This window comes from Archaeoglobus sulfaticallidus PM70-1 (genome assembly GCF_000385565.1).
In the GTDB taxonomy this organism is placed as follows: Archaea; Halobacteriota; Archaeoglobi; order Archaeoglobales; family Archaeoglobaceae; genus Archaeoglobus_A; species Archaeoglobus_A sulfaticallidus.
Genome location: NC_021169.1, coordinates 1,169,616 through 1,182,608, shown reverse-complemented (window position 1 = coordinate 1,182,608; position 12,993 = coordinate 1,169,616). Strand labels below are relative to the sequence as shown.

Here is a 12,993-nt window from a genome sequence, read left to right as displayed (position 1 = left end):
AAAAATGAGCAGATTCTTCCTACTGAAAACGACTGCGAATCAGGAAAAAGTTGTGGCAAATCTGATGGAGATGGTCATAAAGAAGTATCAGTTGCCAGTATACGCTATAATGTCTCCTAAGGAAGTTAAGGGCTACATTTTTGTCGAAGCAGAAAATGTCGAGGATGTTTTGAAGGCGATTAGAGGCGTACCTCATGTTAAAGGACTGGTCAAGGGGGAGGTTGGTTTTCACGAGATAGAGCACTTTCTCGTGCCGAGAAAGGCTGCTGAGCAGATTAAGGAAGGATACAAGGTGGAAATTATCTCCGGACCATTCAAAGGAGAGATCTCCGTTGTTAAGAGGGTTGATGAGACGAAGAATGAGATTACGGTAGAGTTAATAGATGCTGTGGTTCCGATACCGATCACAGTTAAGGCGGATCATGTTAGGATTATAGACAAAAGTGAGGAGGTGTAATTAAATGCCAAGGGTTGTTGAAGTACTCGTTCCGGGTGGTGAAGCTTCTCCGGGTCCACCACTGGGTCCCGCTATAGGTCCTCTCGGACTGAATGTGAAACAGGTCGTTGACAGGATAAATGCGGCCACTAAAGAATATCAGGGCTTGTCTGTTCCGGTTAAGATAATAGTCCATGATGACAGAAGCTTCGACATAGAAGTCGGAATCCCACCGGTCACAGCTCTGGTTAAGAGAGAGCTCGGGATTACCAAGGGATCGAGCAAGACGGGCAAGGAATTTGTTGGAGATATCAGCTTGGAGAAGATCAAGGAAATAGCGAAGATGAAGAAGGCCCAGGTTCTCAGCTACGACCTGAAATCTGTGGTAAAAGAGGTTCTCGGAACCTGCCTGTCGATGGGAGTCACCGTTGAGGGCAGGAGTCCAAAGGAGATCCAGAAGGAGATCGATGAGGGCAAGATAACGATCGAAGAATAACCTTTTACTTTATATATAAAAACTTATACTCATTTATCTCTATCAGCAGGCTTCCACCTCTCGATTTTCCATAAACCAACCACGAGTCCTCCCCACAGCATTTGACATCCGGAAAATGGGTTCCCTTTTTACCATCAAACCACGACACCAGCATTCCATCATCAGCGATAACATCGGCCATCTTTCTGGCCAAATTGAAGTCAACATCCCGATCTACCGATACCTTAACCGTATCCATAGTCCAGTTTTGATCTTAAACTATTTAACTCTTTTTAATCAAAAAGTATTTTAAATTATTATGCATACTCGAAAAGTTTTTTAAGTTAAAGATCAATACTTAATAGGGTGGTAATATGGCTTTCATAGTTGTAGATAAGGATAAGTGCACGAGTTGTGGAGAGTGCATAAATGTCTGCCCGGCAAGCGTGTATGAGTTCGATGATGATGAGAAATCCGAACCCGTGAATCCTGAGGAGTGCATAGAGTGCTGCTCCTGTGTCGAGGTTTGCCCGGTGGGAGCAATAAAGGTGGATGTCTGCGAATAATCAGAGTTTAATCTGAGTTACAGACCTTAAATTACTCCCTTTACTTTTTTAGTCCAGCAAGAGTTTCAAAATCAGGCAAAAATAAAACATTTAAAAACTTTGCTTGACATCATACTTCCAATGATCGGTGTCAGGATTTATGTTAGTGGAATAGTGCAGGGTGTTGGGTTCAGATACTTCACGAGAAAACTGGCAAAAGAGCTTGGAGTTAAGGGTTATGTTAAGAACCTGAGCGATGGTAGGGTTCTGGCTGTAGCAGAGGGAGAAAGTGAGCAGATAGAAAAATTCATCTCCGAGCTTAGAAAGGGGCCGAGAGGTGCTGTTGTGAGAGACATCAAGGTTGAAGAATATCAGCCAAACGGAGAGCATGATAGCTTCGTTATAGCGTTTTGAAGTGATATTATGCTTGCCAAGAGAATAATTCCCTGCCTCGATGTGACACTCGATGAAAAGGGTGCTACTGTAGTTAAAGGCATAGAGTTCGTCAACCTCAGGGAGGCTGGAGACCCTGTAGAGCTTGCGAAGAGGTACAACGATGAGGGAGCGGATGAGCTTGTCTTTCTTGACATTACGGCCTCCCCTCATGGCAGAAAAACGATGGTCGATGTGATCGAAAGAACTTCTGATGAGGTTTTTATTCCGCTAACGGTTGGCGGTGGAATCAAAAGTGTTGAGGACATCCACTCACTGCTGTCTGCTGGAGCGGACAAGGTATCGATCAACACCTCTGCAGTTCTGAACCCAGATATAGTCCGTGAATCCTCGGACATTTTCGGCTCGCAGTGCATAGTCATAGCCATAGACTGCAGGAGGAATTTCGACCTCGATAAAGGGGAAAATTTTGTTGAGCTTGAAGATGGGAGTAAAGCCTGGTATGAGGTTGTAATCTATGGGGGAAGAAAACCCACTGGCATAGATGCAGTTTCGTGGGCTAAGCAAGTTGAAGAGCTTGGCGCAGGAGAGATACTTCTAACAAGCATGAACAGAGATGGAACCAAGGATGGATTTGACATACCTATAACCAGGAAGATTTCTGAAGAGGTAAACATCCCCGTGATAGCATCTGGAGGTGCTGGAAAGGTGGAACACTTCTACGAGGGGTTTGCCGATGGAAAGGCCGATGCCTGCTTGGCCGCGAGCATATTCCATTACAGAGAGATACCGATCATGACAATCAAGGAGTATTTAAGGGATAAAGGAATACCGGTCAGAATTTAGGAGTTCGGGTGGGTTTGATGAAGATAAGAGAGTTTCAGGAAATGATCAGAAGGATCTATTTCGAGAGAGATAAGACGAGGGGCAGAGAGAAGACTATGCTGTGGGTTGTTGAGGAGGTTGGCGAGCTTGCGGAGGCTGTGAGGAAGGATGATGTTGAAAACATCGGTGAGGAGATAGCGGATATAACGGCATGGATTTTCTCGCTTGCAAACCTCTATGGTATAGATGTTGAAAAGGAAATAGTTAAGAAGTATCCCGGTTACTGCAGGAGATGTGGTAAGGAAGTTTGCGAGTGTCAGAGTTTCTGAGGGGTGTTGCTGATGGGCTTTCTCATCGTTAGTGAAGATGATATTAAAAAGGGAGTAACAACTGACAAGTACTTCATATGGACTGAGAAGGTTCTGAGGGAGAAGGGGATAAATCCGAAGGTTGTTGCCGAGGTTACAACATCGAGATGGGGAATTTTTGCTGGATTGAATGATGTTATTGAGTTGCTGAAGGGTTTACCGATCGATGTTTATTCCATGCCTGAGGGCTGTCTTTTCTTCCCACACCAGCCAGTCATGTTCATCGAGGGCAGATACCTCGACTTTGCGAGGTTCGAAACCCCATTGCTCGGGCTCATATGTCATGCGAGCGGTGTGGCAACCCAGGCTTTTGTGGCTAAGCTCTCTGCAGGAGACAGGAAGGTTCTGTCATTCGGGACGAGGAGACAGCATCCAGCCCTCTCAGCATGCATAGAGAGATCAGCCTACATTGGTGGAGTAGATGGCGTGAGCAACTTCTCAGCCGAAAAGTATCTCGGAATCAACAGCATAGGCACGATGCCCCATGCCCTGATAATCTCTGTTGGAGATCAGGTTAAAGCTTGGAGATTTTTCGACGAGGTTGTGTCAGAGGATGTACCGAGAACATATCTGATAGACACATACTTCGACGAAAAAACCGAAGCTGTGATGGTCGTGGAGAACCTCGAGCGTGTTGATGCAGTCAGGCTGGACACACCAAGCACGAGAAGGGGCAACATGAGGAAGATCATAGAGGAAGTAAGATGGGAGCTTGATATAAGAAACAGGAAGGATGTTAAGATCGTCCTCAGCGGTGGGCTATCCGTTAGAGATATAGTTGAGCTCAGGGATCTGGTGGATGCCTTTGGTGTTGGAACCATGATTGCTGGAGCGAAGCCGATAGACTTTGCAATGGATATCGTGGAGAGAGATGGAAGATTCTCGGCCAAGAGAGGAAAGAGGGGTGGAAAGAAGCAGGTTTACAGGGACTGGGAGAAGCTTGAAGATGAGGTCGTGCTTTTTGATGAGAAGGTCGAAGGCAAAGAACCTCTGCTGAGGAAGATAATCAGCAATGGAAAGGTTGTTGAAGATACTGATATGGATGAGGCAAGAAAGCTTGCACTCAGGCAGATGGAGATAATAAAAAAGCTTGGGAAAATAAACGATTTCATCGAATGATTCATTACCATAGATTTTTTATTACATAAACTCTATTTTTGTTTTCATTTAACAAAATCCGAAACCTAAAAATATTTGATAACCTGATCATAGTATATCCATGATGGCCTGGGTGATATATAAATGCATGAAAGAAAAACGCTTGAGGAATTGAGGGAGGAGTTGAAGAACGATAAGATTCTTACAGCAATTCTGGGAATGAACGCAACAGAGGTGGAAATATATTTCGGGTTGATTGGGAAGGAAATGAGCATCGATGAAATCTCGGAGAGGTTTGGAATTGAGAAAAGCTCAGCCTACAAGTGTGTTGGGAAATTGTACAGAAAAGGCCTCTTGAAAAGAAAGAAGATGAACTTTTCAAATGGGTATAACTACCTCTACATATCTGAAAACCCACAGAAATTGATGAGTTTGGCAAAAAGCAGAATCGCTCAGTGGTGTGAGGCGATAGATAGCTTCTCAAACGAGAGCTAAGTTTTGGGTTAAATCTTTATTCTTTTGGTTCATGTTCTGTATATGCCCCTGAAAGATGAACTGATCGATAAGCTCGGAAGGATGTTCGATGAGCTGGTAGATAAGAACATAACCTATGAAAGAATACAGTGGGAGGTTGACAATTTCGTTTATCCCTATATCGGATCGTATCTTGCGGAGGGGAAGCTCAGCAAAGAAGAGGGAAAAGAGATTTTCCAGTTTTGCGAGATGAAGCTGAAGGAGATAAAAGAAAGGCTGAAAGGTTAACTTGGCTGGGACTTTAAGTCCATTATAACTCTTCCTATCTCGCTTATATCTGCATCTGTTTTGAAGGATGTTCCGGAAAACCTCGTTCTCGATGCAGAGTATCCAAGTTCTCTTAAAGCCTCGATTACACTATCAAGCTTTGGTGGAGATGTGTTAAGTTTTTTTGTTATGTGATGCAGGTCGTAGAAGAACGGAGTTTGGATCTCACCTCTAATGAGGTTAATGTACCTCGAGACCTCCTTCTCATCGCTTTCAAGCTTCTCCACAAAATTCTGGTCGTGTAGCTCTCCCAGCCAGAGGGGTCCAATCATTATCATCTTCTCTCCGCATTCGCATTTGTCCATGCCCTCCCCGATTCTGACATGGTACCTTCTCAAGCACTTCGGACAGTGGAAGAGGTAGCCATATTTGCTGAAAGTTCTCTTGACTGCATTTGGAGACCTCCTGAACTCAATATGGACTCTGTAGAAGTGCTCTTTTGCGAATGCGACCAGCACCCTGACAGCCTTATCATATTTCGCCGATTCGTTGAATATCCTTCCAATCAACGCCCTCAGCCCAACTTCTGGATAGTACTCGGTTTTTACAGCAAAGACCCCATACTTTCTCAGGCCGGATGCGGTTGAGGAGCCGCAGAGAGCTGAGGTGTCGGTTGCTGTAACGCTGAGGTATTTTGGATAAATGCAGGCTGAATCTATGAACTCCGCTGGAGAGCCGAAGGGGTCGATGTCGATGTGGAAGAACCTCTTTTCCCGCATGAGTATGTTCGCATCCTTGTTGTAAACCTCGGCCTCTATTCCATTAAGCTCGAGGTTTCTCTTTATGGTTTCCACAGCCCTTTCATCTATGTCGTTGAAGCTCACATCATAGCCAGCCTCAAGACAGGCTCTGATCCCCCTTATTCCGCTGGCAGAGAGAGCATCTAAGTATCTGACCATTCTTTCCTTTTCATGGATAGCCCTGAATACTGCAATATCGAAGTCCCTGCAGAACTTCATTCTCGGGTTATAGAAAACCCCATTGACTGTTGCCTTAGCTTTGCCCTCGGATATCATGTTATCTGAACTCACTCACGATCTCCTCAAAAACCATATCCCTGTTATGCTCATCGATCACAAAAACCTGATAGCTTTTTCTCACCTTCTGGATTAGGGAATGGTTTGATCTGTAGTGTATAGTGAATATGTTCGTTCCATCTCTGTGCAAAACTCTTTCAACCTCTTCAACAAACTTTCTGCTCTTCAGTTCCATGGGACCTATTTCATCGATTATTAGGACTTCTTTCTTCGCGTACTCCTTTATCCTATCAGATATTTTTTCGATATTATCCAGTATAACACCATACTTCCCAACCCTGATCCTGCTGTCCGATTTAACACTTGCAAGCCAGAATTCCTCTCCGGTAACCAGATCGTGGAACAGAAATCCAACTCTAATGCCCTTTTCCCTTCTCTCCTTTGTTATGAATCCCCCACAATCGAATTCATCCTTGATGCTATCGAATATTCTCTTGCAAAGAGTTGTTTTGCCAGAACCGGGCCTTCCTGTAATCGCGATTTTCACACAGGCTGTTTGGCTGGCTGGTTAGAAAAATCTTACCCTCTATTTTCCGAACCTTCTCTCTCTCCTCTGATACTCTCTGATACACCTCAGGAAGTCGATGTATCTGAAATTCCTCCAGTCAGCGTCCAGAAAGTACAGTTCGCTGTATATGCTCTGCCACAACAGAAACTCCGGAATTTTCTCTCCGGCTCTTATTATCAGGTCGGGCGGATTTTTGATCTTGAGGTGCTTTTCTATGTCCTTCTCGGTTATCTCACCTATCCTCAGCTTACCTTCCTTAACTTCAGCAGCAATCTTTTTTACAGCATCCACAATCTCGCTCTTTCCCTCATATCCTATTATGAAGTTGATCCAGAACCCACACCCACCATGATTTCTCACGAACTCGTTTTCCGGTGTGATTATTCTCACACATTCATCAGAAAACACTGACAGAATTCTGTCCCTGATGCTTTCAGGGTCTTCTGCGTTCAAACATATTGTAACCAGCTTAACGCCAAATTTTTTTGAATAATTTTTGAACCTGTTGAATGTCTTGCTAAACTCGAAAAACTCATTATGGTCTGCAATAATCATAATATGTTTTGGTATATTCTCTTTTCTTATATTATTTTCAAGCTTTTTTTCGTACAGTTTTCTTACGAAATCAATCATCGGTAGATTTTTAAAATAAGGGAATACTTAACATTTCCCCAATGAACCAAGAAACGAATTTGAAGGAGAGCTTGCTTCCTCCAGCAATCATATTAATTCCATCACTGCTAATGCCTTTTTGCAACCCAAAACTTCTGGTCGGTTTGTTTTCGATTGTAGTGTTGATGTACGCATATTTCATGGGCGACAGGCTGAGAATTGGAATCTACAACCTTAACAGAGAGAGTTCATATCTGAACTCGTATCTGCTCGCACTCATCTTAATCCTGGCATCTTTCAAGCTGAAGTACATCGCTGGAGCAGCTATGTTCATCCTGGTAGCTTATGAACTTAGGAAAAAAACCCTTTTTAACATAATGCTGTTCTCAACATTCAGTTTTGCATATTTCGTATTCTACTTTAAGGTACTCGGCTTTAACCTTAACTACGAATTCCTCTTCTTTTTGTCTCTGATTGGTGGCTTAACTGCATCGCTTGTGGAGAGTGTGGATGTTGAGAGCGATAAGAGAACGACAACTATGCTCGCCGTATATACGGTATTCCTGATCTTCAATATATACGGCTTCTCAGCATCATTCGAGCATTTGATCTTTGCATTTGCGATCTCCCTGATTCTGAGCATATTTGCCATGAAATCCGGAATAGCTGATGAGAGCGGGCTGATGAGTGCCACGCTGATAGGAACGCTGATGATCGTGTTCACAGATATAAGGTTCTTCGGGATACTGCTGTCTTTCTACATTATCGGCTCTTTCGCCACAAAGTATCGCTATTCTCTGAAGCAAAAGCTTGGCGTTGGAGAACCAGCAGGAGGAGCGAGAGGGTATGCGAATGTTTTTGCGAATAGCCTTCCCGCTTTGTTTTTTGCCATGAACTATGGTGTTTTTGGGGGAGAACTGTTTCTGGTATCGTTTGTGGCCTCAATAGCAGCAGCTCTTGGAGACACGATGGCAAGTGAGATCGGAAAGACATCTGATAGAGTTTACTTGATAACGAACTTCAAAAGGGTTAATGCTGGAGTGAGTGGCGGGATCTCAGTAAAAGGGGAGCTTTCAGCATTTCTGGGATCATTTATAGTTGCCATGCTCGCAATAGCCCTGTCGATTTTAACCGTAAAGCAGGCCATGGTTGCCTTAATTTCTGGACTCTTAGGCGTTCATGTGGATAGCGTTCTTGGAGCCACGCTTGAAAAAAAGGGATATTTAACAAATTCCGGTGTTAACTTCCTGGCTACCCTGAGCACGGTTGTTTTCTGCTATTTTCTCTTATAGGTCATATATGTGGCTGAGATCACTACTGCCACAACGAACATTACTGCTGTGAACGATGGTATGGCTTCGATTCCCTCGATAATCTTCTCAACATCGTTTGAGGTTGGCAGTTTTGGAACTGTTGGACTTGCTGCAGGTTCGCTGTAGTTGTTCAGCTCTTCGAGGTTGTACTCGACTTTCACAACATTCGACTCAGGATAGTATCTGGAGAGTGAGAGCATCCACTTCGCCAATCTCTCTGAGAGCTTGAAGTACGACAGCTTCAGGATTTTGTTCTCCAATGTGTCGTTTTTCATGGTTTTGGCGAACTCGTAGTATGCAACAGACAGCACGGGAGTTAGGTATTCCTCAGCTTCGCTTATTGCCTGTTCTGAGGCTTTTCTGGCGGAGTTTATCTTCGAATCTATCGAACTCTTGTCCGCTCCAATGAGCTCTATGGACAAACTCGCCTTGACCATTCCATTCATGGCAGAAACTGCCGCTCCAGCATAGAATCCCTCCTCAAGTTGCTTCCTTGCACTGTCCATGTCATCTTCAGCCCCATCGATAAGGCTCTGATAACCACCAATCTGGTTTGCATAAACCGCTATGGATTGTGCCTGGCTCAGATACAGCTCAGCCCTCCTTTTGACATCGTCCAGATTGAGCGGTATATCTTCTTTTATAGTCTCAAGCAGTGAAAGCCATACTTTTGCACTCTCAACTCTTTCCTTGGATAACGCCAGGTAGTATATCATTCTGTTCTCTGAAGTTCTGGCGAGGTAGAGGTAGTTTTCAGCTAGGGTAACTCTCTCCTGTGCAGCACCGAAAATCTGGAGGGATTCGATGCCAATGTCTTCCTGAGACAGCAGGTAGCTCTTGGTTGCGTTTATTTCCTTCCCGATGTCATTGATCTCTCTCTCAAGATCACTCTCATCTCTTATCACCATTTCATAGTATATCTTTCTGAGTTCAATTTTTGCCTGAAAGTACTTGCTTGTTGCCGTGTAGTAATCTCCATTCCCGTAACTCTCTTCAGCCATCTCCATCAGTTGCTTGGCTCTGTTAAGCTCATCAGGACTGTTTCTTACTCCATAGCTTTCTACAGTCTGATACAGGTTCCTCGTGTCCTTCTCCATCCTGTCTGCAAGCTTTTTCAGGAGTTCGGAGTACTTGAAGAGGTTAACTTTCCCTTTCGGCTTCGATATCGTGTAGCCAGTGAAGTAAGCCAAAGCCTCCTGAACGGTTTCAACCTCAACAACCTTTACCCCAAGCTCCTTTCCGTACTCGTACAGATCGAGGTCTTTTGTCTGAGTTCTCACGACTATTAAAGGACCCTTTCTCTCTTCAACAGTCTCCTGGACTTTCACTATTCGCTGTCCCTTTGGTATGAGAAATATCTTTGCCCCCATATCTGCAGCAGCCTTCATTTTGTATGGGATACCACCAACAGGGCCTATGAAGCCATCGGGATATATCATACCGGTCATATAAACATCGTTTTCGATCTTCAGATCTTTGAGAGCTGATATTACAGCAACGGTCATCACCCCACCAGCAGATGGGCCACCAACAATTGGAGAATCAGCCTTGATTGTGAAGAAGAAATCGTATTTTGTGAAATCCAGGCCGAGCAGATCACATGCTGTTAGGGCTGCCAGTTGAGCACTGCCCTGCATGTCTATCTGTGTGTAGGGGATGGTTGAGACGAAAACCCGTCCCTTTCCGGAGGTGACGATGACTGAGATGTTTATAACAGCTCCCTCTGGTGGTTGAGTGCTTTTGACAGCAACAGCCTTGATCGTAACCTCTTTGGCATTTACAAACTCTCCCTCGGCTAACGGGATGAGAAGTAGAAGCATTACTGAGATTAACAAAATTTTGAACCGCATAGATATAGGTTTTTCAGCTGCAAATAAATATTTTGGGTTGTAATTACCATACGGTTCTCTAATTATTTATCGAAATATTGAGAAAAAAACTGAATACTGCTAAGCAAAACAAGACTGCAGATGCCAAGATTAGGTAAGCTTCTCTCCACCCGAATTTTTGCTCTCTCTCAAGAGCTAAGTTGATATCTCTCATGTATATGGCTTCAGACACGCTCAAAGCTCTGAGGATGAGTATAGATACGAAAGCTTTCACAATTTTCCTGTAGAAGTCCAGCTTGTTTTTGTAGTCTCTGTTCACTGAATAAAGCTCAATTATGTTGATCAGATCTCTGGTGTAGATGTTGACGAGCCTTAAGGCAATCAACACCATCAGAGCATATCTTTCCGGGAGCCTGAAAAACCTCAAGGCCATTAGGATGTTCTTTGACGGTATAGAAAGCATTATCGAGCTTAAGGATAGCAAAGACAGGATGTATAAAGCGTTCAGCATCGCCCCATAAGCATTTGAGGTCAAAAGCAGGGTTGAGACTGAAAAGAACGCAATGAACGGCAGGGCGAAGTAGAGGCTGTTGATCAGCCTGTTCAGGTTTGAAGTTAAAGCCAGATACAGCGAGCAGAGGAGTATTGTTGCCGTGAACATGCTTAGGGTGAAATTGAAACCCATGAGAACAACACAAAACAGAATGAAAAGCATAGCCACTCTTGCATCCAGCACATCATTTCCAGATGATGTGAACCTCTCGAACCTTCTGAATATCCCTGCTATCATGGTTTCAGCTTTAGTTCTCCACCTTTAAGCTCATAAACGACATCAGCCATCTCAGCGAGCCTGAAGTCGTGGGTTGCTATTATGGCACTCTTACCGAGTTTTTTTATGAGTCCTATAATCCTCATTCCGAATTCGTAGTTCTGAGCGACTGTAGGTTCATCCAGCAGCACTATATCTCCCTTTAAAGCCTTAAGCACAGAAACAAGTTTCGATTCTCCAGCACTCAGCGAATGTGGATGCTTGGGTAGCAATTCTTCCGTTAATATTCCAGATCCCATAATAGTTTTTAGAATGTCTTTACTGAAGCTCAATTCCTCTGCAACAGTTCTCTCTGTGAAGCTGTAGTTTGGATACTGAAGGGATAGCGAAATTCTTCCCTTTCTGACAATAACTCCATCAGCCTTCAGAATTCCACTTATGGCCTTTAGAAGTGTGGTTTTCCCACTTCCATTATCTCCAACTATCGAAATAGCCTCTCCCCTGCGTAAATCGAGGTTGATGGAGTTCAGTATGGTTTTGCTTCCATATGCAAACGATAGATCCCTAACTTCAAGAACCTTCTCACCAATCTCTGTATTCCAGATCTCCATTTGAGGTTCACAGCCATAGTCGCAGTCAACCCCACCAACCCGAACAACTCTTGAGAACCTTTTCAAGAAGTCGTATCTCTTGTCGGAAAAGATTATGGTTCCCCGGTAGCTCAGAACATAATCTATCAGCTTTTCAACCCTCTTTGGGTGCAGGTGGGAGAAAGGCTCATCCAGAATTATGCATTCTCTTTTGGAGGCAAAGGCTGTAATGAGAGTCACCAGCTGCTTTTCACCATCAGAAAGCTCCGATGTTTTTTTGCTGATCAGATGATCTGCGTTAAACCTCTTAACGAGGTTCAGATCATGTGAGACGGAGAAAATTTCATCCTCAACATCTTCAAAGATTATCTGCTCCTCAGGATTCTGCGGGACGAGATATACATGCTTTCTGAAGTTTGCTGGACTGTTTTCACCAAAAACCATAACATCTCCTGATATTCTGCAGTTATAGAATACTGGAATCAGTCCGGATATTATCTTGAACAGCGTCGTTTTCCCTGAGCCAACGCAGCCTCTCACGAATATTTTCTCACCGTAATCGGCTGTGAAATAAAGGTTCTCGATTATCTTTCTGCTATTGCCGTATCCAAAGGACAGGTTTCTCAGGAGTATTCCATCCCTCATGCCAGGCCTCTAATGTTCTTCTGCCTTATCAGTTCCCTGATGTATTTGTAGCCTGCTATCGCCAGCACATGATCTATAATGAAGTCCTGTGGCATGTATATGACGGTTGTTGCAATGAAGACAGCGATTAAAGGATCAAAACTTCCCAAAATGGAGCTTGCATTTACCGCAAACTTCATGTATGCTGGATTTATTGTTGCGAATCTGTAGAAAACTGCAAATCCTGCAAGATATACTGGTATGAAAGCGATTACGCTACCAAGCCAGGTCAGAAAGTAACCTCTCTTACTATCATCCCAGAAAATTCTTCTGAAGTATCCGCTCAGTGCTGATGCTATCGGGAAGGTCAGCAGATATCCTGCAGTTGGGCCGAAGAAGACTGCTATTCCACCTTTAAATCCAGCTCCGAGCTGCAAACCAATCGCTATCAGGATCAGGTATATTATCTGGGAAATGAATCCCCAGTATGGCCCGAGCAGGAGTCCTGAGAGCACAACACCGAGGTTCTGCATCGTATATGGTATTACACCAATCTTGAAGCTTAGCTGGGCAGTTATTCCTGTAAAAACGGCCATCGATGTTGCCAGTACCATCTTCAGGGTTCTACTACTGTCAACCATATTTCAAAGTAGGTTTACAGAATAAAAAAGTTTCTCATCTGGGGGGTTTGCCTGTTTCTCTGAACTTGATTATTATCGATTCTCTGCCTTGCAGTGAAAAATCCAGCTATTTCTTACCGGTTTTCCTTT

General features: G+C 43.9%; 18 protein-coding genes. 10 read left to right on the top strand and 8 right to left on the bottom strand.

Going from position 1 to position 12,993, the window contains the following annotated elements; all coding sequences use genetic code 11:
* Positions 1–4: 4 nt before the first annotated feature.
* Both ASULF_RS06395 and ASULF_RS06390 read left to right on the top strand, forming a co-directional pair.
* Positions 5–457, top strand: a complete 453-nt coding sequence (locus ASULF_RS06395; protein WP_015590888.1) for a transcription elongation factor Spt5 — start codon at positions 5–7, stop codon at positions 455–457.
* 4 nt (positions 458–461) lie between these two features.
* Positions 462–932 carry a 50S ribosomal protein L11 gene (locus tag ASULF_RS06390; protein ID WP_015590887.1) on the top strand — a complete coding sequence of 157 codons (471 nt, stop codon included), beginning with the start codon at positions 462–464 and terminating at the stop codon, positions 930–932.
* 4 nt (positions 933–936) lie between these two features.
* Here the strand turns inward: ASULF_RS06390 and ASULF_RS06385 are convergent, their stop codons facing one another.
* Complete coding sequence (locus tag ASULF_RS06385) at positions 937–1,170, bottom strand: AF1514 family protein (protein WP_015590886.1); 234 nt, start codon at positions 1,168–1,170, stop codon at positions 937–939.
* 115 nt (positions 1,171–1,285) lie between these two features.
* Between ASULF_RS06385 and ASULF_RS06380 the strand changes: the two genes are divergently transcribed.
* The 7 genes from ASULF_RS06380 (at position 1,286) to ASULF_RS06350 (ending at position 4,902) form a co-directional block, all read left to right on the top strand.
* Positions 1,286–1,477: a 4Fe-4S dicluster domain-containing protein gene (locus ASULF_RS06380; RefSeq protein ID WP_015590885.1), complete on the top strand. Its 192-nt coding sequence runs from the start codon at positions 1,286–1,288 to the stop codon at positions 1,475–1,477.
* A gap of 120 nt (positions 1,478–1,597) precedes the next feature.
* Positions 1,598–1,870: an acylphosphatase gene (locus ASULF_RS06375; RefSeq protein ID WP_015590884.1), complete on the top strand. Its 273-nt coding sequence runs from the start codon at positions 1,598–1,600 to the stop codon at positions 1,868–1,870.
* Between the two features lie 9 nt (positions 1,871–1,879).
* Positions 1,880–2,695, top strand: a complete 816-nt coding sequence (hisF, locus tag ASULF_RS06370) for an imidazole glycerol phosphate synthase subunit HisF (RefSeq protein WP_015590883.1) — start codon at positions 1,880–1,882, stop codon at positions 2,693–2,695.
* 17 nt (positions 2,696–2,712) lie between these two features.
* The gene (locus ASULF_RS06365; RefSeq protein WP_015590882.1) at positions 2,713–3,003 is read left to right on the top strand and encodes a MazG nucleotide pyrophosphohydrolase domain-containing protein; all 291 of its coding nucleotides are present in this window, start codon (positions 2,713–2,715) and stop codon (positions 3,001–3,003) included.
* Positions 3,004–3,015: 12 nt separating this feature from the next.
* A complete protein-coding gene (locus ASULF_RS06360; RefSeq protein ID WP_015590881.1) occupies positions 3,016–4,161 on the top strand; it encodes a nicotinate phosphoribosyltransferase in 1,146 nt (381 codons plus the stop codon).
* 123 nt (positions 4,162–4,284) lie between these two features.
* Entirely contained in the window at positions 4,285–4,635 is a 351-nt protein-coding gene (locus tag ASULF_RS06355) for a helix-turn-helix domain-containing protein (RefSeq protein WP_015590880.1), read from the top strand.
* Positions 4,636–4,677: 42 nt separating this feature from the next.
* Complete coding sequence (locus ASULF_RS06350; RefSeq protein WP_015590879.1) at positions 4,678–4,902, top strand: hypothetical protein; 225 nt, start codon at positions 4,678–4,680, stop codon at positions 4,900–4,902.
* Here the strand turns inward: ASULF_RS06350 and ASULF_RS06345 are convergent.
* The 3 genes from ASULF_RS06345 to ASULF_RS06335 are packed head-to-tail and all read right to left on the bottom strand — an operon-like array spanning position 4,899 to position 7,119.
* Positions 4,899–5,972 (bottom strand): tRNA (guanine(10)-N(2))-dimethyltransferase, encoded by a 1,074-nt coding sequence (locus tag ASULF_RS06345; RefSeq protein WP_236609666.1) that lies wholly within the window; start codon positions 5,970–5,972, stop codon positions 4,899–4,901. The genes ASULF_RS06350 and ASULF_RS06345 overlap by 4 nt on opposite strands.
* Entirely contained in the window at positions 5,959–6,465 is a 507-nt protein-coding gene (locus ASULF_RS06340) for an NTPase (RefSeq protein WP_015590877.1), read from the bottom strand. The genes ASULF_RS06345 and ASULF_RS06340 overlap by 14 nt, the downstream gene beginning before the upstream one ends.
* Before the next feature lie 39 nt (positions 6,466–6,504).
* Positions 6,505–7,119 carry an undecaprenyl diphosphate synthase family protein gene (locus tag ASULF_RS06335; RefSeq protein WP_015590876.1) on the bottom strand — a complete coding sequence of 205 codons (615 nt, stop codon included), beginning with the start codon at positions 7,117–7,119 and terminating at the stop codon, positions 6,505–6,507.
* Positions 7,120–7,283: 164 nt separating this feature from the next.
* Between ASULF_RS06335 and ASULF_RS06330 the strand changes: the two genes are divergently transcribed.
* On the top strand, positions 7,284–8,390 hold the full coding sequence (locus tag ASULF_RS06330) for a TIGR00297 family protein (RefSeq protein ID WP_236609665.1): 1,107 nt from the start codon (positions 7,284–7,286) through the stop codon (positions 8,388–8,390).
* On the opposite strand, the gene ASULF_RS06325 is transcribed toward ASULF_RS06330, so the two are convergent.
* Genes ASULF_RS06325 through ASULF_RS06310 form a run of 4 tightly spaced genes read right to left on the bottom strand, consistent with a single transcriptional unit; the run spans position 8,375 to position 12,864 of the window.
* A complete protein-coding gene (locus ASULF_RS06325) occupies positions 8,375–10,261 on the bottom strand; it encodes a S16 family serine protease (RefSeq protein WP_015590874.1) in 1,887 nt (628 codons plus the stop codon). The two genes, ASULF_RS06330 and ASULF_RS06325, sit on opposite strands and share 16 nt — an antisense overlap.
* Positions 10,262–10,319: 58 nt before the next feature.
* Positions 10,320–11,030, bottom strand: coding sequence for a hypothetical protein (locus tag ASULF_RS06320; RefSeq protein WP_015590873.1), 711 nt, complete (start codon positions 11,028–11,030; stop codon positions 10,320–10,322).
* Positions 11,027–12,244 carry an ATP-binding cassette domain-containing protein gene (locus ASULF_RS06315; protein WP_015590872.1) on the bottom strand — a complete coding sequence of 406 codons (1,218 nt, stop codon included), beginning with the start codon at positions 12,242–12,244 and terminating at the stop codon, positions 11,027–11,029. The genes ASULF_RS06320 and ASULF_RS06315 overlap by 4 nt, the downstream gene beginning before the upstream one ends.
* Positions 12,241–12,864 carry a biotin transporter BioY gene (locus tag ASULF_RS06310; RefSeq protein ID WP_015590871.1) on the bottom strand — a complete coding sequence of 208 codons (624 nt, stop codon included), beginning with the start codon at positions 12,862–12,864 and terminating at the stop codon, positions 12,241–12,243. The genes ASULF_RS06315 and ASULF_RS06310 overlap by 4 nt, the downstream gene beginning before the upstream one ends.
* Positions 12,865–12,993 lie beyond the last annotated feature (129 nt).

What these genes read in the sequence shown, in the direction of transcription:
- ASULF_RS06365 (WP_015590882.1), top strand. Translation starts at nt 2,713, where the DNA reads ATGAAGATAAGAGAGTTTCAGGAAATGATCAGAAGGATCTATTTCGAG.
- ASULF_RS06385 (WP_015590886.1), bottom strand. Translation starts at nt 1,170, where the DNA reads ATGGATACGGTTAAGGTATCGGTAGATCGGGATGTTGACTTCAATTTG.
- ASULF_RS06355 (WP_015590880.1), top strand. Translation starts at nt 4,285, where the DNA reads ATGCATGAAAGAAAAACGCTTGAGGAATTGAGGGAGGAGTTGAAGAAC.
- ASULF_RS06325 (WP_015590874.1), bottom strand. Translation starts at nt 10,261, where the DNA reads ATGCGGTTCAAAATTTTGTTAATCTCAGTAATGCTTCTACTTCTCATC.
- ASULF_RS06360 (WP_015590881.1), top strand. Translation starts at nt 3,016, where the DNA reads ATGGGCTTTCTCATCGTTAGTGAAGATGATATTAAAAAGGGAGTAACA.
- ASULF_RS06375 (WP_015590884.1), top strand. Translation starts at nt 1,598, where the DNA reads ATGATCGGTGTCAGGATTTATGTTAGTGGAATAGTGCAGGGTGTTGGG.
- ASULF_RS06390 (WP_015590887.1), top strand. Translation starts at nt 462, where the DNA reads ATGCCAAGGGTTGTTGAAGTACTCGTTCCGGGTGGTGAAGCTTCTCCG.
- ASULF_RS06350 (WP_015590879.1), top strand. Translation starts at nt 4,678, where the DNA reads ATGCCCCTGAAAGATGAACTGATCGATAAGCTCGGAAGGATGTTCGAT.
- ASULF_RS06320 (WP_015590873.1), bottom strand. Translation starts at nt 11,030, where the DNA reads ATGATAGCAGGGATATTCAGAAGGTTCGAGAGGTTCACATCATCTGGA.
- ASULF_RS06335 (WP_015590876.1), bottom strand. Translation starts at nt 7,119, where the DNA reads ATGATTGATTTCGTAAGAAAACTGTACGAAAAAAAGCTTGAAAATAAT.
- ASULF_RS06395 (WP_015590888.1), top strand. Translation starts at nt 5, where the DNA reads ATGAGCAGATTCTTCCTACTGAAAACGACTGCGAATCAGGAAAAAGTT.
- ASULF_RS06330 (WP_236609665.1), top strand. Translation starts at nt 7,284, where the DNA reads ATGTACGCATATTTCATGGGCGACAGGCTGAGAATTGGAATCTACAAC.
- ASULF_RS06315 (WP_015590872.1), bottom strand. Translation starts at nt 12,244, where the DNA reads ATGAGGGATGGAATACTCCTGAGAAACCTGTCCTTTGGATACGGCAAT.
- ASULF_RS06380 (WP_015590885.1), top strand. Translation starts at nt 1,286, where the DNA reads ATGGCTTTCATAGTTGTAGATAAGGATAAGTGCACGAGTTGTGGAGAG.
- hisF (WP_015590883.1), top strand. Translation starts at nt 1,880, where the DNA reads ATGCTTGCCAAGAGAATAATTCCCTGCCTCGATGTGACACTCGATGAA.
- ASULF_RS06310 (WP_015590871.1), bottom strand. Translation starts at nt 12,864, where the DNA reads ATGGTTGACAGTAGTAGAACCCTGAAGATGGTACTGGCAACATCGATG.